We start from the raw sequence: 25172 nt of genomic DNA, 5'->3' as shown, positions 1-25172 counted from the left end.
AGGAACAGCTCCACTAGCGGACAACCTACCCCCTCCCCTAGCCCCTCCCCCCATGGGGGAGGGGAACCAGTCGAACCTACTTTGCAACTCACCACCGCCACCCGCCGCATTGCTTGCCTGCTCGCGATCTTCGCGACCGCGGCGCAGCCGGCGTGGGCGGTGGCGCCCGGCGCGCACGTGCAGCTCCCGCCGAACTGCCAGACGTCGGCGGCGCAGTCGCACTACAAGCCGAGCGTGGGCCGCTACGGGTTCTTGCCGCCGCCGCCGGCGTCGGTCCGCTGCCTCCCCCCCGTGGAGGAGTGCGCGGTCGACTGCCACGCTCAACCGGTCGTCCCCGGCGGGTGCGACTTCAGCCCCGACCCGTGCTACTGGCAGGGTGAGTACGACCCGTGCGCCGCGCTCGACGTCTACGGCGGCCGGTACGAGGTCCCGACCCAGCGGCCGTGGGTCGAGGGCGGTATGCCGTTCTACTCCAATGGTCCCATCCCGCAGACCGAGTGCTGGTGCGGCCCCACCAACCCGGTCCAACAAAAGTTCTACGTCTACGGCGACTACCGCGTCGGCGCCGCCGTGAACCGCAACGTCAACCGCGAGACCGACGTCCTCGCCGCGCGGCTCAACCTCGAACTCGACTACTGGATCACCTCGACCGAGCGGATCCACGCCTTCACCGGGCCGCTGCAGGACGGCGCGGCGTTCACCCGGTTCGAGAATGGTAGCTTCAAGAACGAGATCGACTTCTGGAGCGCCAACACCGACACGCTGTTCTTCGAGGGCGACCTCGGCCAGATGCTCGGCGGCTGGGAGCACACCTACGCCCCGTTCGACCTGCCGGTGACCGTCGGCCTGATCCCGATGCTGTTCCAAAACGGCACCTGGATGCTCGACGCGTTCTGGGGCGCCGCGGTCACCCTGCCGGCCCGCAACAACCCGTGGCTCGACTGGTCCAACTACGACATCACGTTCTTCACAGCGTTCGATCAGGTGTCGACCGACGCGTTTGGCAATTCGCTGCACACCGGCTCCCTGTTCGGCGCCACCACGTTCATTGAGGCCCGCGGCGGGTACTTTGAAATCGGTTACGCCTATGTGGCCGACGACGAGGACATTGGCCGCGACTACCACAACCTTGGCCTTTCGTACACGCGGCGGTACCTGGGCGCCGTGTCAAACTCGGTCCGCGTGATTGTCAACGAGGGGCAGAGCGGCCCCCGCCGCCAACGCACGGCCGACGGCGTGCTGCTCCTGGTGGAGAACTCGCTCATTACCCAGAACCCGTACAACGTCATCCCGTACTGCAACTTCTTCGCCGGCATTGGCCGCCCCCAGCCCGCCGCCCGGGCGGCCGCGGCCGGCGGCGTACTATTCAACACCGGCATCCTGTTCCAGAGCGACGCGCTCACCGGCTACCCGACGCTGGACGCGAGCGGCAACAACACGCTCGGCGCTTCGATCGGCCTGGACCTGCTCGCCGCGCCGAACTTCAACCAGCAGCTCATCGTCGAGGCCGCCGCGCTGCACACCTTCGACGACGACGCCACCCGCAACGCGCCCGGTCCGCAGTACGGCGTCGGCGCCCGCTGGCAGCTGCCGATCACCAACGCCTACCTCATCCGCGTCGACGCGATGCACGGCTGGCTCGAGAACTCCCGCGACATCAGCGGCGTGCGTGGCGAGCTGCGGTGGAAGTTCTAAGCCGCCGCTAGTCACCCGTTCTCAGTTTCTCTCTTCCGCAGAGCAATGCCGCGCAGCGGCGAGCAACGCTCTCCCTCCCCAAAGGGGGGAGGCCGCTCCTCTGGAGGCACGGAGGGAGGGGGTCGGGCCGCAAGCTAGGCTGTCCCTCTCCTGACTATCAGCGACACCAGGGACCAGTACAGGACCATGCCAACCTCTCGACGCCGTACCCCCTCCCGATTAACTAACACAGGCCTCCCCCTCCCCCCAGGGGTGAGGGGGACTCCGCGCGGCCGCGCCCCCAAGGGGTTTTGTCCGCCATTGCATCCCCCAGGGCGCCACCCCACCGCCGCCCCAACGCTTCAACACCGGGCAACGCCGCCCCGCCCCCAGCACGCGACTCCAAGCGACCCGCAACCCTTCATTGGAACCCGCGCACCGGCCCATTTCTACTCAAAACAGGCGAGAGATTCCGATCCGCTGACAGGCCGACCCGCGACCGCGTCGGCGTTCGGTTTCAGCTAGAATCACACCGATGGTCCTAGCCTCGACCCTACTCTTGCTCACCACGATTGCGACGGTCGGCCTGATCGCCGCCTGGGCCGCGACGTCGCCGCGTCACTGGTTGACGCGGACGCTGGTGCTGCTGGGAGTCGCCGCGCTGCCGCTCGTGATCCCGGCGTACGAGCTCACTATCGCGATCGCCGCCGCGGGCGGCACGGTTGTCGCCGGCGTAGGGGTGTGGCGGTGGGTGCGGCGGCGTGCCGCGGGCCAGCGGCGCGGGTCGCAGTTCGCCATGCGTGACCTGTTGCTGGCGGTGATCCCGGTTGCCGCGGTTTGCACCGTGTTGGCGCGGATGCCGGCGCTCGGCCCGGATCGGTGGGGCGGCATGTTGCTGGCGGGCGCCGTTAGCGGCCTCCTCTTTGTGGTCGCCCTGTGGCTGGTTGCCGCGGTCCCGTGGAACCGCTGGGTGCGGATGGCCCTAGCCGCGATTGCCGTTGTCGCCGCCGTGCTGCTCGCGCCCTCCTGGGCACAGCTGCTCGCCTCGCTCGGCTACCAGATTGCGCAGCCAACCGAGGCGCTGCTCCGCTGGGAACGAGTTGAGACCCCATCGGACCCACTCTGGTTGGTTGCGCTGACGGCGTTGGCGTCTGTCGCCGCCTGCGTTGCCTGGGGGCTGCGACTGCACCAGGGCGAAGGGTCGAAGCGCCGCTGCGGTGCGATCGCGTACGGAGCGCTTGCGGTCCTGATCGTCGCGGCGCCCCTGATGACGCTCTACCTGCTCGACCACCCGGCGCCGCTGCCGCGGGAAGAGATCCCGCTTCACAACGGCATTGTGCACTTCGATCAGGCCCGGCTGCTCTTGCTGACGCCGCTCGACGTGCCGAGCGACGACAACACCGAGGCGGGCCTCGCCTCGCCAGCAGAGATTGAGGCGATGATTGCGAGGCAAGAACAGGTCGCCGAACTCGTGAAAATGGGACTCGAGAATGACATTCGGCTGCAGCGGGCCCACTCCGCAGAGCCATCGATGGCTGCGTTCGAAGCTCACCTCAGCAAGGTTGGCGACTACAAGGCGGTGGCCCGTTCGCTCGACTCCTACGCCAGTTCGCTGGAGTCCGACGGCTCGCCCGCCGAAGCCGCGAGGGCGTACGCGTTGCTCGCGCAGTACGGCGCCTGCCTGAGCCGCGGAGGGCTGATGGTCGACGCCATGGTCGCCGCGGCGTGCGGTGGTCAGGGAGCCGAAGGGCTGTACGAAATCCGCGAGTCGACGCCGCCGAGCGCCTACCCGGGCGTGATCGCCGAGATCGCCGCGGCCGACCAACGGGCCGAAGACTTCCGCAGCATCGCGCTGAAGGAAGGAAGGTTCATGCAACGCCTAGGGGGTTGGACCGGCCACCTGGGCGAAATCCTCGGCGTCAGCGACAGCCTGACGCGTCCCGCATTCCTCTCTTCACGGGCGTCCTACCGCCAGTTCCTTGCGTCGCTACGGCTGCTGCAGGTCGAGTACGCCCTGCGACTCTACCACCACCGGCACAGCGCCTGGCCCGACAACCTGCAGCAACTCACGCCGGCCATTCTTGCGGCGGTCCCCACGGACCCGTACGCGGCAGACGACGCGCCGCTGCGGTACGCCCGCAGCGGCGAGGGCTATCGGCTGTACTGCGTTTGGACCGACGGCGGCGACGACCACGGCGCCCCACCCCGCGAGGCAAACGGCGAGGTCTCCTGGAACGCGGACATCGCCGGCGACCTGAGCCTCGACGCGATGTACGGGCAGCTCGAAGAGGGCGAGTAAGCCTGGCACGCCCGATCGGATACAATCGCCCGCATGGTCTTCGCTCCTGCCCTGCTGTTGTTCACGACGCTCACGTCGGTCGGCCTGATTGCTGCCTGGGCGGCGACCTCAACGCGGCACTGGTTCGTGCGGACGATGGCCTTCCTGGCGGTCGCCTCGCTGCCGCTGCTGATCCCGGCGTACGAGATGTTCGTCGCCTTCGTGCTGCAGGGGCTGGTGGTCGCGCTCGGCGTCCAGGCGTGGCGGTGGCGGCGACGGGATCGAGCGGATAGAGGCGGATCGCGGTTCGCGCTGCGGGACGCGCTGTTGGCCGTGGTCCCGCTGGCTTGGGTACTCGCAGCCTTCGCTGCGCAGGAAGAATTTGTCTTTCTCGACCTGCTCAGCCCCGCGATGGTGGGCTTCGCGTTTGGCCTAACGACACTCCTGGCGTTGTGGGCATCGCGGGGAGGTCTCCAACGATGGAGCCTGGCGCTGCTAGGCACGGTGATCGTCGCCGTGCCGCTGGCGTTCTTCGAACAGACCCTGCCGGAAGTTCGCGAGACGCTCGAATGGACCTACGATGGCGAACAAAAGATCCTCGACGCGTTGCTGGTCTCCACCAACAGCTTCGACGTTCACCTCGAGTGGCTGGTCGTGTCGATCGGCGTTGCGGTTGCGGTGGCCGTCCTAACGAAGCTCTGCTTCCTGGGCACACCCGGCACTTACAGGTCGTCGAGCCGGCTGCGACTTGGCACTGGCGTGGCTTTAGCATTGCTTACCGTCGCCCCGCTGCTCTACATGCTGGCCAGGCTAACCCACCGCACACCGATTCCCGAATGCACTTTGCCAGATCCGAACGGTTTCGAAGACTACCTGCAGGCGGCCAGCGCCCTGCCCGCCTCTCCAACGGTAGATACCTGGGCGTTTGATGTCGACACAGCGACGACACCCCAGTTGCAGGCGGTCGTCGCCGAGGTCGATCAAGCTTTGGAACTCGTGCGATCAGGAGTCACCAAGGACGTCTTCCGCCGCCTTACCTACACTATGGAAGACCTTGACGTACCCGACTTCGGCGGACTCCGAACTCTTAGCCGAGGGTTCGCTGCTAGCGGAAGGCTCCACGAGAAGCAAGGCAGACTATCGGATGCGGTCGACGACTACCTCACCGTCCTTGACTACGGCTGCAGTTTGACGCGAGGTGGACTAATGGTAGACACCCTGATCGGAATTGCGTGCAGCGGCATGGGTGTTGAACCGCTCCGAGAGCTGAAGCACTCGGCCCCACGCGAGCGGCTCGGCGACATTGTTGAACGTCTTGAGGCCGCCGAACTTCGTGTCGACGCCATCGACCAGATCATGCTGCGAGACAAGGTGTGGTCCCAGCGGGCGATGGGTTAGGATGGCCACCTCTGCGAGATTCTCTCGACGTTCGGAAGCCCTAGCTGGGCAAGCGAGCCATTCCGCTTGGCCTGCTACCGTCACCTTGCCACCTTGCGGCTGCTACGACTCGAGTACGCTGTCGAAATGTACCAGCGACAGCATGGCAGACTGCCCGAGAAACTTGACACACTTGTGCCGGAAATTCTCGACGCCGTTCCGACCGACCCGTTTGCAGACGACAGCGCGGCGCTTCGATACCGCCGCACCGACGAAGGCTACCAGGTCTACAGCATCTGGGCCGACGGCGTTGATGACGGGGGTAAGCCGCCCGAGCCGACCGAAGGGATCATCTACTGGGGCGCCGACAACCGGGGCGACCTCAGCCTGGACGCCCTCTACTGGGAGCCGCCACCACCGCCGGCTCCAGTCTACGACGAAGACCTCATGAAGCAGCTTGAGGAGAACACTAACCGGATCTCTGACGACGCCGACGACGAGTAGGCGTCGACACGCCGTGCGACTAGTAGCCCCCGGCTCTGCCGGGGGATTGCACGCCGGTTGAGTCATTTCGCAGGACGGTCCCCCGGCGGAGCCGGGGGCTACGAGGTGTTTGGCGGGGCGACGCCCGGCGTGAATGGCTGACCGGGGTTCGTTTCACGGCTCGGTGAGCCGTGCTACTTCGTGCGCGTCAGCTCCGCGGCCAGCGGGTCCACGTGGTAGTTGTGGCACTGGGCGCAGTTGTCGCCGGCGGCGTGGGGTTGGTGGCACGCGGCGCAGTCGGCCTTGGTCATCGGCAGGAAGTGGCTGACGAAGTCGCGGGGGTTCGTCGACACGTACGCGGCGGAGGTCTCGGCCGACGCGTCGAGCTGGTGGCAGGCGGTGCAGTCGGCCAGCTCGCTGACGGTGATGTGCGGGCCGTGGTTGAACTTCGTGAAGCCGCGCGGCTGGCGGGTGGCGTCGTACGGCAGCCAGTTGACCATCAGCCCGCCCCCCTTGCCATTGACGCCCGGCGTCTGCTCGACGCTGTGGCAGGTGAGGCACTGGCCGGGCGACTCGGGCCGCGCGAGCTCGGCGAGCGCCGCCTCGCGGACCAGGTGATGCTGGTCGCCCAACGACACAATCAGCTCGATCCAGCCAGTCAACAACGGGTCGGCGTGGCCCTGCGGCTTGTAGCCGAGGGTGAGCGCGACGTCGCTGACAAACCAGCCGCCGGCCGGCAGCTTGGCGGCCTGCTCGCTTGGTGTTCTTGCATCTTCGTCCTCTTCACCGCTGAACCACCCGCGTCCCGCCCGGGCGACCAGGTCGACCGGCAGCCCGGCCAGCAGGGTCTTCTGCTGGGCGTCAGTAAGGGGGTGCCCAGCGACCTTCGCGAGGCGGTCGGCCCACGCCTGCTGCCCCTCGGACTCGGCGTCGGCGATCAGTTGGCGAATGGCGGCGACCAGGGCGGCGGCGTGGCGGACGTCGTCGGCCGAGTCGGGGTCGATGTCGAAGAAGCTGAAGCCGGCGCCGTACTTGTCGAGCAGTGCCACGAGGGCCGGCTCGTCGGCCAACAAGAGCTTCAGCGGTGCGGGGAGCTCGCCGTCGAAGTCGCCGGTCGCCTGCTGGGGCCAGTCGTCGATAGGGACTCCGTGGTCCTCCATCGCATCAAGGTCCAAGAGCGGCAGGCCGATGATGGCCAGGCCGGCGCCGCTGCTGGCGGCGATCCCCTTATCATGGCAAGAGCCGCAGGCGGCCTCGTAGTTGGCCATCACCAGGCTGCGGCTGCCTTGTGACTCGAGGTGGCACGCGCGGCAGTCGAACGCCTGCTTCTGTTCTACGTGGTGCTTCTTCATGTGCGACACGTGGTCGAACGCCACACGGGTGCGGCGCTGGTACGGCCAGGCGCCGAAGTCGGGGTGGCTGCCGGCGAAGCTGTCATGCTGCTGCTGGTGGCACGACTGGCAGCGGACGCTAGAGATCGCGGTGAGGTCGAACATCGCGCCGTGGTGCTCGCGGTGGCAGGTCGAGCACGCGATCGGGTCATCGCCTGCGTGCTCGAGCACGCCGGCGGGTAGGCCGTGGGCGAGCAGCGCCGAATTCTTGGCGAGCTGCTGCTGGTGGCAGTTCATGCAGAGGTCGGACTGGGTGGCGTCCGTCCCTCCGCTGGCGGCGTGCATCCCGGTCAGGTTGCCGACCGCCAGCAGCAGCATCGGCCGGTCCTGATCGACGTGGCAGGCGGCGCAGCGGCCCTGCCAGTCGCCGCGGGCGAGCAGCTGTGCGTGCGGCTGCGTGAGCGGGCCGGGCGCGAGGACCTCGGTCTTCAGCGGCGACGCGATCAGCATCGCCAACGCGCCGGCGACCAAGAGCGCCGAGCCCCACGCCAGCCGCCCGCGGAACACCCGCAGGCTGGGTCGGGGCGAGCACTTGTTGACGCGGCAGCACTGCCCATCGGGCGTGGGGCCGGCGTCGGCTCCGCCGTGTCCGTCGTCGGTGTCGCAGGGACCGCCGCGGGTAGCGGGCCGGTTGCAGCGCCAGCGGTCGCCCTGCTTAACGGGCTGGCACTCGGCCAGCTCGGGGCAGGCGCCCTTGGGGGTGGGGCCGAAGGGGCACGCGCAGGCCTCGTCGGCCTGGCCGCAGATGTAGCGTTGGTTGGGGCGGTCGTATTCGCCCTCGGCAAAGTCGTGGAACAGGCGTCTCACGCGTGGCCCCCCCGCATGGCGAGCGCCACGACGCCGTGCAGCGTGGCGAGCGTGAGCAGCGTGTAGGTGAGCGCGATGTGCAGGAAGAGCCACCCCTTGAGCAGCCCCTGCCGCGCCTGGTGGAAGTCGAGGTCGTCCTTCTTGCGGATGATGGCGAACAGGGTCTCGCCGGCGACTTCCTCGGCCTGGGTAAGGAAGCGGCGGAGGTCGGTCAGCTCGGCCATCACACGCCGCCGCACGCCGCTCGAGGGACGCAAGAAGTAGCCGACGCCGCGCGGCGCCGCCAGGTAGTTGTCGACCCGCGTCGAGTAGAACTCGGCGAGCGTCGTCGAGCCGGTCTGCGAGACGCCGGCCAGCACCGCCGCCCGCGACCGACGCAGCAAGTCGTTCCGCAGACGGGGGATCCGCTCGAACACAATCTGCTCCGACGTGCGGGCGAGCTGCCGAGGGATCGTGCGGGTGAGGTACAGCCCCCACACGCCGCTGAGCACGGTCGCCGCGAACACGCCCGCCAACGCGGTTTCGAAGTAGCCGTTGGGCAGCCGCCAGCTGATGTGCATGCCTAGCAGCGCGACAGTCGCCACGCCGACGTACAGGTGCAGCTGAAGCCACGCGCGGCTGCTCCCCAGCGGCAGGCCGGGCAGCTTCTTGCGGGCGTTGTACGCCGCCAGGAAGACGATCAGTCCGTACAGCACGTAGCCGCTCTGATAGGCAGTCGCGCCGAGCGACCCGTCGACCCACCGCAGCCACGCCCACAGCGCAGCGACCAGCGCCAGCGCGGCGGCGCTGCAGCGGTATCGGCGGCGTGCGAACTTGTTCATGGGAGGTAGGAAGGGCGAGTACGTTAATCTCCCTCCCCGGCAGGGGGAGGGATCAAGGGAGGGGGTTGGGTGTCCGGTAGAGTCGGTGCTCCTGTACTGCGCAGAAAAAGGTCTTGAGGGGAGAGGTTGGGTTCGAACTAACGGATGACAAACCCCCTCCCCTAGCCCCTCCCCCTGCCGGGGAGGGGGATTCTTGTTGGCAGACGTTTCAAGTGGGTCACACCGGGCCTCCCGGGCGTTCACTCGGCAGCACGTCGAGGTTCAGGAACTGGGCGAGCGGCTGGCTGTCGGCGATGCTCAGCCGGGCGAGCGCGTCGTGGGGGCAGGCGTGCTGGCAGGCGGGGCCGGTGGGTTGGTCGCTGCAGAGGTCGCACTTGGTCGCCTTGATGATCGGCAGCCCGGCGTCGTCGGCCAGGATGTCGCCCGCCGGCGAGCGGGCCTCGACCATGCGGATGTTGTGGTAGGGGCAGCTGTTGGCGCAGGTCGAGCAGCCGATGCAGGTCGGGTCGTTGATCCGCACAACGCCGCTCGCCGAGTCGCGGTGGATGGCGCCGGTCGGGCAGCCGATCATGCAGACCGGGTCGACGCAGTGCATGCAGGCGTTGGCGTACTGGAAGTGGTCGTGGATCGGCCCCTGCCGCACGAAGCGGGGGTTGCCGTCGTGCGTCGCGGCGCACGCGCGGACGCAGTCGTCGCAACGGGTGCAGCGGTCGAGATCGATGACCATCGTCTGCTCGCCGTTCACCAGCCGCCGGTCGACCAGGAAGTCGAGCGTGCGGGCGGGCAGGCTGGTCTCGGCGGCGCACTGCTGGCCGCAGTAGTTGTCGAGCAGCGCCTGCATCTCCTCCGGCGGCAGCGAGGGGGCGATCACCTCGTTCCAGACCGACAGCGGGATCAAGAGCACGTCGAGGTACCCCACCGCGCGGAGCGAAAGCCGCAGCGGCGGCGTCTCGCCGGTGCGGTAGCCGTGGGCGAGCGCCGCCGCGCAGAACGCGGCGCCCTTGCCGATGTACGAAACGGTCTGGTGCCCGTCGCCGCGACGTTGGCTGACGCGGCCGAAGCCGGAGCGGAGCAGCAACAGCCCCTCGGGCAGCGCGCCCTCCTCGGCGACCAGCGGCTCGCGTTCAACGCGGGCGAACAGGTCCTCGGGCTTGTCGCCCAGCAGGTCCGAGTGCCAGTCGAACGAGCCGTGGGTCTCGAACCGGGTGGCGTCGGCCACCGCGGCAAGCTGCTCGTCGGACAGGTGGGCGAGGAGCGGGGTCTCGAGCAGGTGTACGCGGAGGCTGTTCTCTCGGTACAGCTTCTCAACGTGCTGCTTCATCTGCGGGGCGTACCGCATCAGGTCGCGGAGGCCCTGCCAGCGGATCTCGAGCACGATGCAGTCCGACTCCGCGAAGACCGACGCCGTGCGCGGGCTGCGGGTCAGGGCGCCGACCTCGCCGAACACCTCGCCCGGCTGCAGCGGACGCGTGTAGCAGTCTTGGATCACCCGCGGGATGTCCTGCAGGAAGAACGTCGGGTGGTCGCCGGCGCCGCGTCGGCCCAGCCGCGGGGCATTCCGCTGCCCGCGGGGGCGGCGTCGGACCTCGCGGGCGAGCGGCGCGTTCCACAGCCGCGCGACGGCCCGCGTCAGGCGGCCCCGCTTCTTGACCGGCTCCTTGTCGGCCACCTCCTCGAGCGCGTCCAGCGCGATGCGGGCCGAGCCGTGCAGCATCAGGTAGGCGCTGGCGCCGTACTCACCCTCGCGGATGATGAGGTCGCCCGGCTTGTAGTTGACGATCCGCGTGTCGTTGGCCAAGATCGCCCGCAGCGGCAGCCGGTCGGGGAAGGACTGCTCGTCCATCTCCCGGAACGGCGGCACGCCGAGCAGCCGCGAGACGGCGCGGTCGTCCATCGCCGGGTCGAACGGCTCGTCCCAGCGTTGGGGTCGGGTGATGACTTGGGTGGTGATCAAATTGAATAAACCACAGAGGGCACGGAGGAGACTGAGACAACAACCACTGGTTTATCTGCTGCGTGCTCCGTGCTCTCCGTGCCCTCTGTGGTGAAAAAGCGTTGCAATGAATTAGCTATCAGTTCTTGTACTTGTCGGCGGTTGGCAGCAGCGGGTCAATCGCGGCGAGCGTCGCGCCGTCGGCGGTCTTGGAGAACTCCTGCGCCGCCTTGCCGACCCGGTTAGCCGCGTTGAGGATGGCGTCGGCGTTGTCGAGCGTCAGCTCGAGCTCCGCCACCGCGTCGAGCGCCTTGGCAATCAGCCGGTCGTCGAGCAGCCGCTGCGCCTCCCACAGCCGCTGCTTGACCCGCGCCGCCCGGGCGGCGGCCTGCTGACCGAAGTTGGCGGCCGTAGTCGCCTTGGCAACCGCGCGGAGGCTCATCTCGAGGTCGGCCATCGCGCCCACCAGGTACATCACCCGCAGCTGCTCGACGCTGCTGGGGGCGTTCGACTGGCCGTCGGTCCGCTGGAAGTTGTGCCGCACGATTCCCTGCGACCAGCTCACCAGCTCGAAGCCGGCGCTGCCCGCGTTGTGGCCGCCGACGTTTACTAGCTGCTCGTCGGGCGTGGTGTGGCAGCCGAGGCACTGGCGGGCGATCAGGTAGATGTCCGACGGGTTGTTCATGCCGGCCGCAACGCTCGCCTGGCGGCGTTGCTTCTTGTGCTCGGCCGACTCCATCTGCTTGGTGACGTTGGGGCCGCCGTAGTCGGCGTGCAGGTTGACCCAGTCGGCCGCCGCGCCGTGGCACGACTCGCAGCTCACGCCGGCGATCACCCGCGCGCGGCCGCGTTGCTCCTGCTGCGTGTAGTGGCAGCGGACGCAGGTGTCGTTTCGCTTGACCGAGCGGAGGCCCAGCTTGTCGGCAATCGCCTTGGCCTCCGGCTTGCGGTGCAGGATGTCGAATGTGCGGTAGTGCGGCGTGAGCCGCCACTGGTTGACCTCCTGCTGGTGGCACTTGGCGCAGGCCTCGTCGCCGAGCACCTTGGCCGGGTCGCACTTGGGCAGGTCGGGTGTCTCCTGCGCGGCCGCGCTAGCGGCCAACACGAACGCGATCAGCAAGGCATGGCCCAAACGCGGGGATAAGGCGGCGTCACGAAAAACGGGGACTGGCTCGTCGCCCTGAAACGGTGGGAACTGCACTGGATTGTGAAGGCGACGTGCCTGTCCCCTTTTCTCGTGTGAGTGAGTCGCGGCGCATCGCCCAGGTGGTCCGCAGGAAAAGGGGACAGGCACGCGACCCAGTCGGGTAGGAGGCAAGACAATCTGCCGCCAGGACGGTCGCGAGCCAGTCCCCATTTCCTGTTCTTCTGTTCCCAATGCAGGCAATCCCCCGGCAGAGCCGGGGGCTACGGGCGATGCGGATGGCAAGCTGTATCGTTCGTTTCGCGTCATTCGTTGCATTTCGTTGCTAAGCGTCCACCACCAGCGGCCCATCGGGCACGCTGACGCAGGCCAGGCAGTGGCCGTCGGGGGGCGTGGCGCCCGGAGTCCGGAGCGTGGCGACCTTGCCAGCCAGCACCTTCAGGGCGCACTGGCCGCAGTTGCCGGCGCGGCAGCCCGACTCGACCGGCACGCCGTGCTTGACCGCGACGTCCAGCAGCGAGTCATCGCCGGCCTCCCAGACAAATTCCTTGCCCTGGCGCTCGAAGCGGACCGGCTCGCCGATCGCCTCGGCGGCCGGGTTGCGGTCGCTCGGCAGCCGCACGCTGGCCGGGCCGAAGGCCTCGAAGTGGATCTGATCGTCGGGCACGCCCCACTCCAGCAGCCCCGGCACGAGCGACTGCATCAGCGCCGGCGGGCCGCACAAGTAGAACGGGAAGTTGCAAGACGGGAGCACCGTCCGCAGGTAGTCGACCGTGATCCGGCCGTGGTGGTCAAAGTCCTTGTGGTCGGCGTCCTGGCTGGTCGGCCGGGAGAAGACCGAGAACAGCTTGAAATCGGGCAGCGATTCGGCCAACGACCGCAGGTGGTCGCGGAAGGGGAACTCGCCGCGGTTGCGGACGCCGGCGAACAGGTAGACCCGCCGGGTCGGGTTGGTCTGGGCGAGCGTGTTCGCCATGCTGACCATCGGCGTCAGCCCAATGCCACCGCCGATCAGCACCACCGGCTCGTCCCCCTGAGCGGCGAGGTAGAACGGCCCGCGGGGCGCCTCGCACGGCAGGACGTCGTCGGTGTGCACGTGGTCGTGCAGGAAGTTGCTGCCGATCCCCGGCGGCAGCTCGGGCTGGTCGCCGGGCGGGCCTTGGCGTTTGATCGTGCAGCGGTAGTATTCTTCGCGGGGTCGGTCGGAGAGCGAGTAGCACCGCACTACCTGCTTGCCGCCGGCGGCGCACGGCACGTGGAGCGTGAGGTACTGGCCCGGCAGGAACGGCGGCAGCGGCCGCCCGTCGGTCGACGCAAAGTAAAACGACTTCACGTCGTCGCACTCGTCGACCACCGCGGCGACGCGTAGCGGTCTGGCGCCCTCCCACGCGAGCGAGCGGTTGAGCTTCGCCCGGGCGCGTTCGGCGGTGCGTTCGACCTGCTCGAGGAACGCCTCGTGGCTCTGCCGACGCCGGGAGCGGATGCCGGTGCGGCGACGCAGCAGCGAGAGGGCCGTTCCGCCGCCGCCGACCAAGACCAACGCGCACGCGCCTGCCCCAGCGACAAACAGCAGCGGATTGAAGGAAGCGTCCATGCGTCCCCGGATACCCTCGCGGCCACCGGTGGTAGCCCGGCGACCAAAGATAGCATTGGCAAGTGGGGCATTATTCAACAAGCTGGGCAACGGGTCCATAACAATGCGGCAGTGGTGCTAGCAGCGTTTGTACTAGCATTCGGCTCCCCGAGCTGACGCTCGGGGCTCCTGGCTGTGGCGAGATGAACATCCGATGGCGAAGCAACCACCACCGTTCCCGGCCCTCGAGATCTACGACCGCCTGCGCGCGGCGTACGGGCCGCAGCACTGGTGGCCGGCGGAGACGCCGTTTGAGGTGATCGTCGGCGCGGTGCTGGTGCAGAACACCCGCTGGGAGAACGTCGTCAGCGCGATCGAGAACATCCACCGCCAGGGCCGGCTCGACCCGCACTACCTGCTCGCGCTGCCCGCGGGGGAGCTGAGCGAGCTGATCCGCCCGGCCGGCGTGTTCCGGGTCAAGGAGAAGCGGCTGCGCTCAGTGCTGGCCTACCTAGTAGAACAGCACGGCGGCCAGATCGAGTCGCTGGCCAAGACGCCGCAGGACCAGCTGCGCCGCGAGCTGCTAGCGCTGCACGGCGTCGGACCGGAGACCGCCGACTGCATCGTGCTATACGCCGCCGGCCACCCCAGTTTCGTCATCGACGCCTACACCCGCCGGGCGCTCGAGCGGCACGGCTGGGCCGACAAACGCGACAGCTACGCCAAGCTCCAGCAGCAGTTCGAGGCCGCCCTGCCCCGCGACGCGACGCTGTTCAACGAGTACCACGCGCTCTTGGTCGAACTCGGCAAACGCCACTGCCGACCGAAGCCGCAGTGCGCGGGGTGCCCGCTGGAGTGCTTGCTGCCGGAGCGTGGGCTGCGGGAAACGCCATAGAGCAATGCCGCGCAGCGGCGCGCCGAAATTTCCCTCCCCCGCGGGGGGGGCCGCATTCGAGGCGACTCGGAGGGAGGGGGTCGGGCTGCAAACGGCGATGTCGCATTCCTAACGAGCGCCCGCGGACAGGAATGGCACAGGTAGACGCTTACTAACGGGAAACTCTGCCCCCTCCCCTAGCCCCTCCCCCTGCAGGGGAGGGGAATACGCGCGCGGCTAGCGCAGCGTGCCTAGAAGAAAATGGGGCCTGGCGGCCCACTCCAGGCGGCTAGTACCGCACCGTCACGCCCGACACGACGTAGCTGCGGCCGCCCATGCCGCCCTCGACCATCACCTGCAGCCGCTCGTCGAGGGCCCAGAGGCCGCCGACCAAGAAGTTCCAGGGGTTCGGCTCGAACTGGTCGACCTGCACGTGAAGGCCGTTGCCGAGCAAAGGGTGGTCGACCGTCAGCTCGACCGTCTGGGCGGTGTCCTGCCACATGGCGCCGATGTGCACCTCGCCCTTGAACAGCGGCCGATCGACGACCAGCCCTACCCGCGGTGTGATCACCAGCGCCGTCAGCGACGAGTCGAGCTTTGAGAAGTCGGTCCAGGTCTTGTTGATGTCGAGCATCGCAAACCAGTCCTTCCCGCCGATGCCAGAGGTGCACCCCCATCCGGCAGTCGTGCCCTCGAGCTCAACCGGCACGTTCAGCACCGCTTGAGGTGACGACGGGAGCGGGAAGTTGTCGACCGTCACCGCGACGTTGCCCGTGGTGCGGGTGTGCCCGACGATTCCGTACAGGTTCACGCACGGCAGCACCCACAGGTCGATCCGCGCGATCTTCGATGAAGCGTGGAAGGTCGTCTCCGGCACCGCGACCCGATCGACCGAAGTCAGCGGGTTGCTGCCCAGCCCGAGCCGCACGTCGCTCACCGCGACGTTGCGATCGATCTCCGTCCAGATGAAGCTGGTGCCCAACGGCAGCGGCAGCGTGGTCCCCGACTTCTCCGCCATCCCTTTCAGCAGTGGGAGCGGCAGGTTGGACCGCGGCAGCACCCAGTCGACGCAGCTGTCGCGGCCGCCTGCGCAGCTGTCACCACATTCGACGCCGCAGCCGCACGACTCCTGCAGCAGAGAGACCGGCGTCAGCCGCTCGTCGTACTGCGTGTAGGCGACTGCGTCGGCCGCGGGCTGCGTATCCAACTCGGTCTGCCCGTACGCGGACAGCGGAAACCGCAGCGGCGACTCTAATTCTTGAGCGTGGCCAGGCGCAGCGGTCGCCAGTGTGCACAGCACGGCGGCTGAGATTTGCTTGAACACGTGAACCGGACTCCGAGAGTTGCGTTGCACGCTCGCGTGTTGGGTATCGGTAAACCTTGCCGGTGCTAGCCAACGAAACTCTCCGCGGGCTGGCGATTGCCGCGGCGCACCCCACCGCTGGGGAAGTGCAAGCACGGACTCGGCAAGCCAGCTATCATGGGGGACGCCCCGGCCCAGACGCCGGCGCCAAGTCTCATCATCACCGGAGTTCCGCCGTGAAACTGCTAGCATCGATCGCCCTCACGCTGCTGCTTACCTGCTCGACGGGCGTGTCGCTCGCCGAGGAGAAGTACGAACCGACCTGGGAGTCGCTGCGGCGGCACACCCCGGCGCCCGAGTGGTTCCGCGACGCCAAGTTCGGCGTCTACTTCCACTGGGGCGTGTACAGCGTCCCCGCGTACAGCAACGAGTGGTACCCGCGCAACATGCACCTCACGGACACTGACGTCTACCGGCGCCACCGGGACAAGTACGGCGAGCCCACCGACTACCCGTACGACAAGTTTGTCGACGACTTCACGGCCGAGCACTTCGACGCCGACGCGTGGGTCGAGCTGTTCGAGCAGGCCGGAGCCAAGTTTGTCGGCCCGGTGGCCGAGCACCACGATGGCTTCGCGATGTGGGACAGCGAACTCACCCCCTGGAACGCCGCCGACCGCGGCCCGCACCGCGACATCATGGGCCAGGTCGCCGCCGCCGCCCGCAGCCGCGGCATGAAGGTGGTCGCCACGTTCCACCACGCCCGCAACAACCTGTGGCAGAAGAAGGCCGGCGACCCGGGCAGCTGGACCGGCCACTACGACGGCGCCAAGCGGAACTTCCCCAGCGTGCTCGAGGACCCCGATCGGGCGTTCTTGTACGGCTACATGCCGCGCGACAAGTTCCTCGACCTGTGGCTCGGCAAGCTGACCGAGGTAATCGACAACTACAGCCCCGACCTGATCTGGTTCGACAGCTGGCTTGACGAGATCCCCGAAGAGCAGCGGCAGGAGTTCCTCGCCTACTACTTCAACCACGCCGCCGAGCACGGCCAGCAGGTGCTGGTCACCTACAAGCAAGAAGACATGCCGCAGGACGTCTGCGTGCTGGACCTCGAGAAGGGGGGCATGGACAAGCAGACCGACTTCACCTGGCTCACCGACGACACCATCAGCCTCGGCAGCTGGTGCTACACGGACAACCTGCGGGTCAAGCCGACGCGCGTCGTGCTGCACAGCCTGATCGACATCGTCAGCAAGAACGGCCAGCTGCTGTTGAACGTGTCGCCCACAGCCGACGGCGTGATCCCCGACGACCAGCGCAAGGTGCTGCTCGAACTAGGTGAGTGGCTCGGCCAATACGGCGAGGCGATCTACAGCACCCGCCCGTTCACAACCTACGGCCACGGCCCCACCACGGCCGGCAAGGGCCACTTCGGCGGCATCGCCCTCGACCAGGGCTACACCGCCCAGGACGTCCGCTACACGCAGCACGGCGATGTTGTGTACGCCCTGGTGCTCGGCTGGCCCGGCGCCGGGGCGAAGACGCTGCTCGAGGGCTTCGCCGGCGACGGGTCCAGAGTGACCGGCGTCGAGTTGCTCGGCTCCGACGCTAAGATCGCCTTCGAGCAAACCGACGACGGCGTTAGCGTGACCGCGCCGGAGGCGGCGCCGAATGAGCTGGCGGTTGTCTACAAGCTGACGGTCGAGAAGTGAGTCTTGCCCCCGATCCTCCTCCTCGCAAGCAACATGGACAACGGCTTCTTCGGAGTCAGCGGCTTACGATTTAATTTTTCCGAAGGCCCGGGCTGCTTCGGCCACGTGGTGCTGATTGCGATTGGCATCGCAGCGATCATCGCGATCACGAAGTGGTGGCTGTAGACAGGTAGCGCCTGTCTCATTCCCGCCTATGCCGCGCAGCACAATCTCCCTCCCCCACGGGGGGAGGGATTAAGGGAGGGGGTCGGGTCGCAAACCTAGATGTCGCATTCCTGACGAGCGTCCGCGGACAGGGATAGTACAGGAAGACACTTACTAACGGAAAACTCAGCCCCCTCCCCTAGCCCCTCCCCCTGCCGGGGAGGGGGACAAGCGCGTTGCTTCGCGACTCCACTCTAAGGATCTGCCAATCCGTGGGGCCGCTATAGCACGTGAATGTCCGTGAGATAGATCTGGAAGCCGGAATTCGACTTAATGAACTCGAACTGAGCGGTAAAGTCGGAACGTTTTCCGTTCATCGCCAAGTCGTGGTCGACAGCGAAACCAGATCCATCATTGAATTCGTAAGCTTCTACGCGCAAGTCGCCATGACCGCTCGGATCAGAGATCACGCCTTTCGCTCCGTCTCCGAAATGATTCTCAGAGAGGGTGCCGACGAACTCCTCGCTCCACGGGGGTTCACTGTCTCTACGGTCGAGGAGATTAAGGGCGGCGTTCAGTCCATGCGATGCTGCATAGCAAACCCACTCCCGCGCATACTGAACAATCTCTTTGTGAGTTGCCGTTAGATCGGGACGCTTAGCGATACTACTCATAAGAATACGAGACCCAAAATTTAACGGCTATCTACCCCCGGTTCCCAACACAAGTCGCCACAATCCTGATCTCATCGTACCCGACCTTACCGCCGAGCTGCTCGTAGATCGGCTTCAGGCGGCCGACGCCGACTTGCTCGATGGCGTCCTCGATCTGGCGGGCCTCGGCGCGGTCGACCCACGGGCTGGGGTCGGTGACCTGCTCGTGCTGGAGGTACTGGTTGAGGTAGCCGACCACGGTCGACTTGGCCTTGGCGAGCTGGGCGGCGGTCTCGTCGATGCTGAGGCCATCGCGGAAGTGGCGGAAGGCGGCCACGGCGGGGAGCGAGGGGCCCTCTTCGTCGGACGCCGCCAGGCGGGCGGCGACTGTCGGCGCGGGGTCGCCGGGCTCGACGTTGTTCGCCTGGCAGTAGTCGGCGATGGCGTCGACGAACAGCTTGCCGAAGTCCTCGAGCTTCTTGGCGCCGACGCCCTTGACGTTGGAGAACGCGTCGAGCGAGGTGGGGCGGACGCGGGCCATGTCTCTTAGCGCGGTGTCGCCGAACACGATGTAGGCCGGCACGCCGCGCTCGGCGGCCTGCTCGCCGCGGAGCGTGCGGAGCTTCTCGAACAGCGGGCGGTCGACCCCTTCCCAGTCGTCGTCGGCCGACTTCTTCTTCTGCCGCGCGGCGGGCGCCGAGGGACTCAGCAGCCGCGGCTCGGCGTCGCCCTTGAGGAGCCCGAGGCCGGTCTCGCTAATCTGGAGCACGTCGAATTCGCCCTCCTTGCGGAGGTAGCCCTGGCCGACGAGCTGCTCGATCCAGTCGCGGATCACCGGCGGCTTGAATTCTTTGAGCAGGCCGTAGGTGCTGAGGCGGTCGTGCCCGGCGTTGAGGATCCGCGCCTCGGACGAGCCGGCCAGCACCTTCGACGTGTAGTCGCCGCCGAAGCGCTGCTCGAGCCGCGCGACGCAGCTGACGATCTTCTGCGCGAGGACCAGCGGCTCGTCGACGGTCTCCAACTCGGCGAGGCACACATCGCACGCGCCGCAGTTCGGCTTCTCGTAGTCCTGGCCGAAGAACTCGACCAGCGACTTGTGCCGGCACGTGACGCTGTTGGCGTAGTCGCACATCTGGTCGACCGACCGCATCGCGGCGGTGAACGCCTGCTGGTCGTCCGACGAGGCGAGCATCCGCCGCCAGGTGCTGGCGTCGCCGGGGCTGAACAGCAGCAGGCACTCCGACTTGAGCCCGTCGCGGCCCGCGCGGCCGCTCTCCTGCTGGTAGTGTTCGATTGATTTGGGCAACCCCGCGTGCGCAACAAAGCGGACGTCCGGCTTGTCGATGCCCATGCCGAAGGCCACCGTGGCGACCACCACCTGCACGCGGTCCTCGATGAAGTCGTCCTGGTTGCGGTGCCGCTCCTTGTCCGACAGGCCGGCGTGGTACGGGGCGGCCTGCACGCCGAGCGAGCGGAGCGCGTCGGCCGTCCGCTCGACCTCCTTGCGGCTGATGCAGTAGATGATGCCCGACTCGCCGCGGTGGCGGTCGACCACGGCGGTGATCTGCTTGAGCTTCTGGTTCGCGCGGCGGACGCGGTACACCAGGTTCGGCCGGTCGAACGAGCCGACCAGCATCGCCGGGTCGCGCAGCTCGAGCTGAGACGCGATGTCCTGCCGCACCTTCTCCGACGCGGTCGCCGTGTACGCGTGCATCGAGACGTGCGGCAGCGCCTCGCGGAGGACTTTCAGCCCGCGGTACTCGGGGCGGAAGTCGTGCCCCCAGGCGCTGATGCAGTGGGCCTCGTCGATCGCGACGAACGACACCTTGAGCTGCGTCAGGAACGAGAGCGTGCCGTCGAGCAACAAACGTTCGGGCGCGGCGTACAGCAGCTTGATCTCGCCGGCGCGGAGCCGCTGGGTGATGTCGCGCCGCTCGTCGGCGGTCAGGGTGCTGTTGAGCGCCGCGGCGGGGATGCCGCACGCCGTGAGCGCGTCGACCTGGTCCTTCATCAGCGAGATCAGCGGCGACACCACCACGGCCACGCCGTCGCGGCAGGCGGCGGGCGCCTGGTAGCACAGCGACTTGCCGCCGCCGGTCGGCAGCACCACCACGCTGTCCCGCCCGTTCATGCCGCACTCCATCGCCTCCTGCTGCAGCGGGCGGAACGAGTCGTAGCCCCAGTAGCTCAGCAGGGCTTCGGCGAGCTGTTCGGTGTTGGCGGTCGCTTCGGGCATGTTGGTCAGGATTGGTGCAGTGTCTCGCAGGCGTAGTCTTACTCCCTCCCCCATTGGGGGAGGGCCGGGGTAGGGGTGCGGCGGGGACACGGTTCGCCCGCCGATTGCTTAGAGATTCCTCAATAAAGTTCTCGCGCGTTCAGCCGGAGCCGCGGGGCGCCCCCACCCTAACCCTCCCCCACAGGGGGAGGGGGTAGTTTTCCCTCGGCGTGTGGCAGCACGTCGGGCGTGACCCACACGGGCGTGGTGACGCGCCACGGGGTGGCGGCGCCGATGTCGAATTCGGCCTGCACGAAGCTCGCCCGCCAGCCCTCGGCCGGCGTGGTGATATCGGCGGTCGCCTGCAGGTCGGCGCCGACCGCGAGCCGCTCCGGCTTGAAGGCGTCGCCGATGACCGGCTTGCGGAAGTCGCGGGCGGCGGGGTTGTCGGCCTGGAACAGCGTGACCCGCGTCGGCTCGGTCGAGCAGACCAAGGTCATTTGGCCCCCATTGCCGGGCCGCCAGGTAATCGACGGACGCTCCACCTGGTGCACGACGCTGTGGTGGAACGCGATCAGCGTGTCCAGCGCGTTGGAGCCCTTGAGCGAGTGCCCCGCGTTGGGGACGTAGCACAGGTGCTTCTCGCCCGGCAGCTGGTCGAAGTAGAACCGCGAGGAATCGGGCAGGAAGAACTCGTCGCCGGTGGCGTTGATCAGGCACTTGGGCATCGTGTACCGCTGGCGGTACTCGTACGGGTCGACCAGCTTGAGGATTGGCTCGCCCTGGTCGCCGAGGAACAGCTTGGCCAGGCCCTGCGACTCGTAGTCACGCAGCGCGGGCGACCACTCGCCGTAGGCGGCGTGGTGGTGCCGCATCGACTCGTCGACGTTGAGCACGTCAATCACGATCGGCGCGATGGCCACGACACGGGGGTCGACCGCCGCGGTCAGCCAGGTGGTCCAGCCCCGCTTCGAGGCACCGGCGACCGTGAACCGCTCGATCGCCAGCTCCGGCTGTTCCTGCTTGAGGATCTCCTGCACGGCGTCCATCGCCCGGACGGCCGACTTGGCCATCGGCAGCTGGGCGACCCAGGTTGGGTCGCGGGTCTCCAGGTACTTGTTCCAGGAGCGGGCGAGCAGGTCGTCCTCGTAGCGTCCTTGGCCGTCGGCGCCGATCTCGAGCGGCTGGTTGGGGACCATGCCCAATTCGGCCACGACGCTGTGGGTGGTGAGCGCGGCGGCGCGGACCTGGTCGTTGGCTCCGCCGGGCGGGTCGGCCCCGTTGCGGCCGCCGCCGATGAACAGCATGGCGGTTGTTGGGTCGGCGCCCTCGGGGACAACGATCACCAGCGAGTGCTTCCAGACCGGGCGGTCGACTTCATCGGCGGCCCGCCACGCCTGGGATGTCAGTTCCGCCACGATCTCGACCCCCAACGGGTGTTCGTGGCGGCCGACCAGCCGCCAGCCGTAGTCGGGGTCTTCCTCGGCCACGTAGCGGTCGAGCGCGGTGGGCGCGTCGGTCTTGGCGGAGGGCGGGTCGGCGAGCGCGGGCTCGGCCGACGCGGGTCGGGACGCGGGGCCGCCCAACAGCAGCCCGGCCGCCGTGCAAGCAATCGCCCAACCTGCCCGCGAGCGTTTGCGGGGGGCGGTCGCTCCTGGAGTGGTGAGGAGGGTCATCTGCTTGCCGTGTTCCTGTCCGTGGTGTGGGGAAGCCTCGAAATACGAGAATACCGGACCCCTCCGGCGGTCGCCAGCGTCGGCTCCGGCCTGCCAGAACGCTGATGAATGCGGTATCATCGCGGGCTGCGAGCCGCCGGCCACGCCCGCCCGGCCCGCCCGCTGCTATCATCCGTCCTCGCATCCGTCTTGGCGCCCGCCCTGGCGAACGCCAACGCACCCTTTGCTGCTGCTATGAAAACCAACGAACTCCGCGAGAAGTACCTCGAATTCTTCGAATCCAAGGGGCACACACGCGTCGCCTCGGACGTGCTGGTGCCGACCTGGGACCCCAGCGTGCTGTTCACCCCGGCGGGCATGAACCAGTTCAAGGACCACTTTCTCGGCAAGGTGAAGCTCGACTACACCCGGGCCACCACCTGCCAGAAGTGCATGCGGACCGGCGACATCGACAACGTCGGCCGCACGCCGCGGCACCACACCTTCTTCGAGATGCTCGGCAACTTCAGCTTCGGCGACTACTTCAAGCGCGAGGCGATCCACTGGGCGTGGGAGTTCCTGACCCACAAAGAGTGGCTGGGCCTGCCCGAGGACACCCTGACGGTCACCGTCTACAAGGACGACAAGGAAGCGGCCGACATCTGGCACGAGGAGATCGGCCTGCCGACCTCGCGGATCAGCTACGAGGACGAGGACGAGAACTTCTGGCCCGCCAGCGCCCCCAGCCAGGGCCCCGACGGCGTCTGCGGCCCGTGCAGCGAGATCTACTACACCGCGCCCGGCCGCGAGGAGCTGGAGATCTGGAACCTGGTTTTCACGCAGTTCAACCGCGTGGGCGATCCGCCGGACAATCTCCGCCCGCTGCCCAGCAAGAACATCGACACCGGCATGGGCCTGGAGCGGACCGCCGCCGCCCTGCAGAACGTCGAGACCAACTTCCACATCGACACCCTGATGCCGATCGTCCAGGCCGCGGCCGAGGTGTGCGGCGTCAAGTACAAGTACGCCAGCGAGGAGGGCCGCCGCCTCCGCCGCATCACCGACCACGTCCGGGCGTGCGCGTTCGCCGTGCACGAGAACGTCTACCCCGGCCCGCAGAAGGAGAAGTACGTGGTGAAGCGGCTCTTGCGCCGCGCGGTGCTCGACGGGCACCAGCTGGGGATGCGCGAGCCGTTCCTGTGCAAGCTGGTCCCCGCGGTGGTCGACGCCATGGAGGACGCCTACCCCGAGCTGAAAGAGACCACCAAGCGGGTCAGCGACGTGATCGCCAAGGAGGAGGCCAACTTCTTCGGCACGATCGACGGCGGCCTCAGCCGCATCGAGGCCGTGTTCGACGAGATGCGGCGTGACAACCGCCTGAAGGTCGACGGCGGCGTCGCGGCCGACCTGTACCAGACCTACGGCGTGCCGCCGGAGCTGTTCGAGTCGCTCGCCGCCGAGCACAACCTGGCGTTTGACTGGCCCGGCTACCAGCACGCGATGGCCGAGCACGGCGAGGCCTCCGGCAAGCTGACCCACACCGTGATGGGCGCTAAGGGGCCGATCGACTCGCTCAAGCAGGCGCTGCACAAGACCGAGTTCGTCGGCTACGACGCCCTCGAGTGCGAGGCGACCGTCGCCGGCATCATCGCCGGCGTCGCGCCGGACGACCACCTGTGCGACAGCATGGAGGAGGTCGGGCACGAGCACCTGGTGCGGGTCGTGCTCGACAAGACCCCGTTCTACGGCGAGTCGGGCGGCCAGGTCGGCGACACCGGCCAGCTGATCGGCAAGGACTTCGAGTTCGAGGTGGTCGACACCCAGAAGGATGGCCAGCTGTTTGTCCACGCCGGCCACCTCAAAAGCGGCAAGCTGGTCGGCGGCGCGACCGTCAAGGCGGTGGTCGACGCCGACCGCCGCGAGGCGATCGCCCGGGCGCACTCGGCCACTCACCTGCTGCACCACGCGCTGCAGAAGCACCTGGGGAGCCACGCCCAGCAGCAGGGCTCGAAGGTCGACGAGGACTGGCTGCGGTTCGACTTCACGAACCTCTCGCCGGTCGGCGCCGACGAGTTGGCCGCCATCGCCACGGACGTGAAGGCCTACGTCGAGGCAGGCGCGCCGGTCGAATGGGAGACCCTCCCCCTGGCCGAGGCCCGGCGGCAGGGAGCCATGATGCTGTTCGGCGAGAAGTACCCCGACCCGGTGCGGATGGTCTCGATGGGCCCGATCGCCGCCGACGCGTTCAGCCGCGAGCTGTGCGGTGGGTCCCACCTTACCAATACCGCCCAGGTTGCGTCGTTTGAGGTGCTGAGCGAGGAGGGCGTATCGGCCGGCACCCGGCGGATCGTGGCCCTGACCGGCAAGCGGGCCGAGTCCTTCGTCGCCGACATTGAGCAGGCGGCCGACTCCGCCGCCGCCACGCTCGGCGTCAGCGCCGGCGACCTAGCCACCGCGGTCGGGTCGCTGCTTGAGCAGCAGAAGTCGCTCAAGAAGGCGATTGCGGGCGGCGGCCACAGCGGCGCCGCCGAGTACAAGTCAACCTCCCACGGCGCCACCACGCACGAGCAGAAGAAGATCGCCCTCGGCGAAGCCGCACGGCTGTTGTCGGTTGGCCTGCTGGACGTCCCCGACCGGGTCGAGGCCGTGAAGGCCGAGATCGCGTCGCTCGAGAATCAGCTTGCCGAGCGCGAAGAGGCGGGCCCGCTGTCGGCCGACTCGCTGCTCGAGGAGGCCCAGACCGTGGCCGGCGCGACGGTCGTCGTCGCCGAGACCCGCGGAGCCACGCCCGACATGATGCGCAAGCTGATCGACGCCGTGCGGCAGAAGACCCAACCCTCCGCAATCCTGCTAGCATCCACCCAGGGGGACGACAAAGTCACGCTGGTTGCTGGCATCACCAAGGACCTGCAAGACAAGGGCTTCAGCGCGGGCAAGTGGATCGGCCCGGTGGCGAAGGCCGTGGGCGGCGGCGGCGGCGGCCGCCCCGACATGGCGCAGGCCGGCGGCAAGCAGCCCGACAAGCTGCCCGAGGCGCTCGCGGTCGCCAAGCAGACGGCGGCGGAAATGCTAGGTGGTTAGCGCGCAATCCGTTGCGCTAAGAATCGCTGTTTCGGGTTGCTCGCGCTACCG

17 protein-coding genes are annotated in these 25172 nt (G+C 67.9%); 8 read left to right on the top strand and 9 right to left on the bottom strand.

What is annotated here, in order from left to right:
• Nucleotides 1–81: 81 nt before the first annotated feature.
• From Pla123a_RS03215 to Pla123a_RS03200, 4 genes are all read left to right on the top strand, one after another.
• On the top strand, nucleotides 82–1695 hold the full coding sequence (locus Pla123a_RS03215) for a hypothetical protein (RefSeq protein WP_146584075.1): 1614 nt from the start codon (nucleotides 82–84) through the stop codon (nucleotides 1693–1695).
• Between the two features lie 538 nt (nucleotides 1696–2233).
• Nucleotides 2234–3973 carry a hypothetical protein gene (locus Pla123a_RS03210; RefSeq protein WP_197527624.1) on the top strand — a complete coding sequence of 580 codons (1740 nt, stop codon included), beginning with the start codon at nucleotides 2234–2236 and terminating at the stop codon, nucleotides 3971–3973.
• A 33-nt stretch (nucleotides 3974–4006) separates the two neighbouring features.
• The gene (locus tag Pla123a_RS03205) at nucleotides 4007–5350 is read left to right on the top strand and encodes a hypothetical protein (protein ID WP_146584073.1); all 1344 of its coding nucleotides are present in this window, start codon (nucleotides 4007–4009) and stop codon (nucleotides 5348–5350) included.
• 174 nt (nucleotides 5351–5524) lie between these two features.
• Nucleotides 5525–5833, top strand: coding sequence for a hypothetical protein (locus Pla123a_RS03200; RefSeq protein ID WP_146584072.1), 309 nt, complete (start codon nucleotides 5525–5527; stop codon nucleotides 5831–5833).
• Between the two features lie 173 nt (nucleotides 5834–6006).
• Here Pla123a_RS03200 and Pla123a_RS03195 read toward each other — a convergent pair whose 3' ends face one another.
• The 5 genes from Pla123a_RS03195 to Pla123a_RS03175 all read right to left on the bottom strand — a co-directional run bounded on the left by Pla123a_RS03195 (nucleotide 6007) and on the right by Pla123a_RS03175 (nucleotide 13502).
• A complete protein-coding gene (locus tag Pla123a_RS03195; RefSeq protein WP_146584071.1) occupies nucleotides 6007–8010 on the bottom strand; it encodes a cytochrome c3 family protein in 2004 nt (667 codons plus the stop codon).
• Nucleotides 8007–8831 carry a hypothetical protein gene (locus Pla123a_RS03190; RefSeq protein ID WP_146584070.1) on the bottom strand — a complete coding sequence of 275 codons (825 nt, stop codon included), beginning with the start codon at nucleotides 8829–8831 and terminating at the stop codon, nucleotides 8007–8009. The genes Pla123a_RS03195 and Pla123a_RS03190 overlap by 4 nt, the downstream gene beginning before the upstream one ends.
• Before the next feature lie 217 nt (nucleotides 8832–9048).
• Nucleotides 9049–10785 (bottom strand): cyclic nucleotide-binding domain-containing protein, encoded by a 1737-nt coding sequence (locus Pla123a_RS03185; RefSeq protein WP_231956307.1) that lies wholly within the window; start codon nucleotides 10783–10785, stop codon nucleotides 9049–9051.
• A gap of 118 nt (nucleotides 10786–10903) precedes the next feature.
• Nucleotides 10904–11884, bottom strand: a complete 981-nt coding sequence (locus Pla123a_RS03180) for a multiheme c-type cytochrome (protein WP_197527623.1) — start codon at nucleotides 11882–11884, stop codon at nucleotides 10904–10906.
• 349 nt (nucleotides 11885–12233) lie between these two features.
• Nucleotides 12234–13502 (bottom strand): 2Fe-2S iron-sulfur cluster-binding protein, encoded by a 1269-nt coding sequence (locus Pla123a_RS03175; protein ID WP_197527622.1) that lies wholly within the window; start codon nucleotides 13500–13502, stop codon nucleotides 12234–12236.
• 193 nt (nucleotides 13503–13695) lie between these two features.
• On the opposite strand from Pla123a_RS03175, the gene Pla123a_RS03170 reads away from it, so the two are divergent.
• Entirely contained in the window at nucleotides 13696–14376 is a 681-nt protein-coding gene (locus tag Pla123a_RS03170; protein ID WP_146584067.1) for an endonuclease III domain-containing protein, read from the top strand.
• Between the two features lie 268 nt (nucleotides 14377–14644).
• Here Pla123a_RS03170 and Pla123a_RS03165 read toward each other — a convergent pair whose 3' ends face one another.
• Complete coding sequence (locus Pla123a_RS03165; protein WP_146584066.1) at nucleotides 14645–15679, bottom strand: hypothetical protein; 1035 nt, start codon at nucleotides 15677–15679, stop codon at nucleotides 14645–14647.
• Nucleotides 15680–15894: 215 nt separating this feature from the next.
• Between Pla123a_RS03165 and Pla123a_RS03160 the strand changes: the two genes are divergently transcribed.
• Together Pla123a_RS03160 and Pla123a_RS24450 are read left to right on the top strand one after the other, a co-directional pair.
• Nucleotides 15895–17373: an alpha-L-fucosidase gene (locus Pla123a_RS03160; RefSeq protein WP_197527621.1), complete on the top strand. Its 1479-nt coding sequence runs from the start codon at nucleotides 15895–15897 to the stop codon at nucleotides 17371–17373.
• Between the two features lie 3 nt (nucleotides 17374–17376).
• On the top strand, nucleotides 17377–17538 hold the full coding sequence (locus Pla123a_RS24450) for a hypothetical protein (protein WP_197527620.1): 162 nt from the start codon (nucleotides 17377–17379) through the stop codon (nucleotides 17536–17538).
• 260 nt (nucleotides 17539–17798) lie between these two features.
• On the opposite strand, the gene Pla123a_RS03155 is transcribed toward Pla123a_RS24450, so the two are convergent.
• From Pla123a_RS03155 to Pla123a_RS03145, 3 genes are all read right to left on the bottom strand, one after another.
• A complete protein-coding gene (locus tag Pla123a_RS03155) occupies nucleotides 17799–18191 on the bottom strand; it encodes a DUF7668 domain-containing protein (RefSeq protein ID WP_146584065.1) in 393 nt (130 codons plus the stop codon).
• A gap of 31 nt (nucleotides 18192–18222) precedes the next feature.
• Nucleotides 18223–20406, bottom strand: a complete 2184-nt coding sequence (recQ, locus tag Pla123a_RS03150; protein WP_146584064.1) for a DNA helicase RecQ — start codon at nucleotides 20404–20406, stop codon at nucleotides 18223–18225.
• Between the two features lie 167 nt (nucleotides 20407–20573).
• On the bottom strand, nucleotides 20574–22061 hold the full coding sequence (locus tag Pla123a_RS03145) for a PhoPQ-activated pathogenicity-related family protein (protein WP_197527619.1): 1488 nt from the start codon (nucleotides 22059–22061) through the stop codon (nucleotides 20574–20576).
• A gap of 234 nt (nucleotides 22062–22295) precedes the next feature.
• On the opposite strand from Pla123a_RS03145, the gene alaS reads away from it, so the two are divergent.
• On the top strand, nucleotides 22296–25121 hold the full coding sequence (alaS, locus tag Pla123a_RS03140) for an alanine--tRNA ligase (protein WP_146584062.1): 2826 nt from the start codon (nucleotides 22296–22298) through the stop codon (nucleotides 25119–25121).
• Nucleotides 25122–25172 lie beyond the last annotated feature (51 nt).

The organism is Posidoniimonas polymericola, assembly GCF_007859935.1.
GTDB classification, from domain to species: domain Bacteria; phylum Planctomycetota; class Planctomycetia; order Pirellulales; family Lacipirellulaceae; genus Posidoniimonas; species Posidoniimonas polymericola.
The sequence above is the reverse complement of the archived record's forward strand: the minus strand, read 5'-3'. Positions and strand labels throughout refer to the sequence as shown.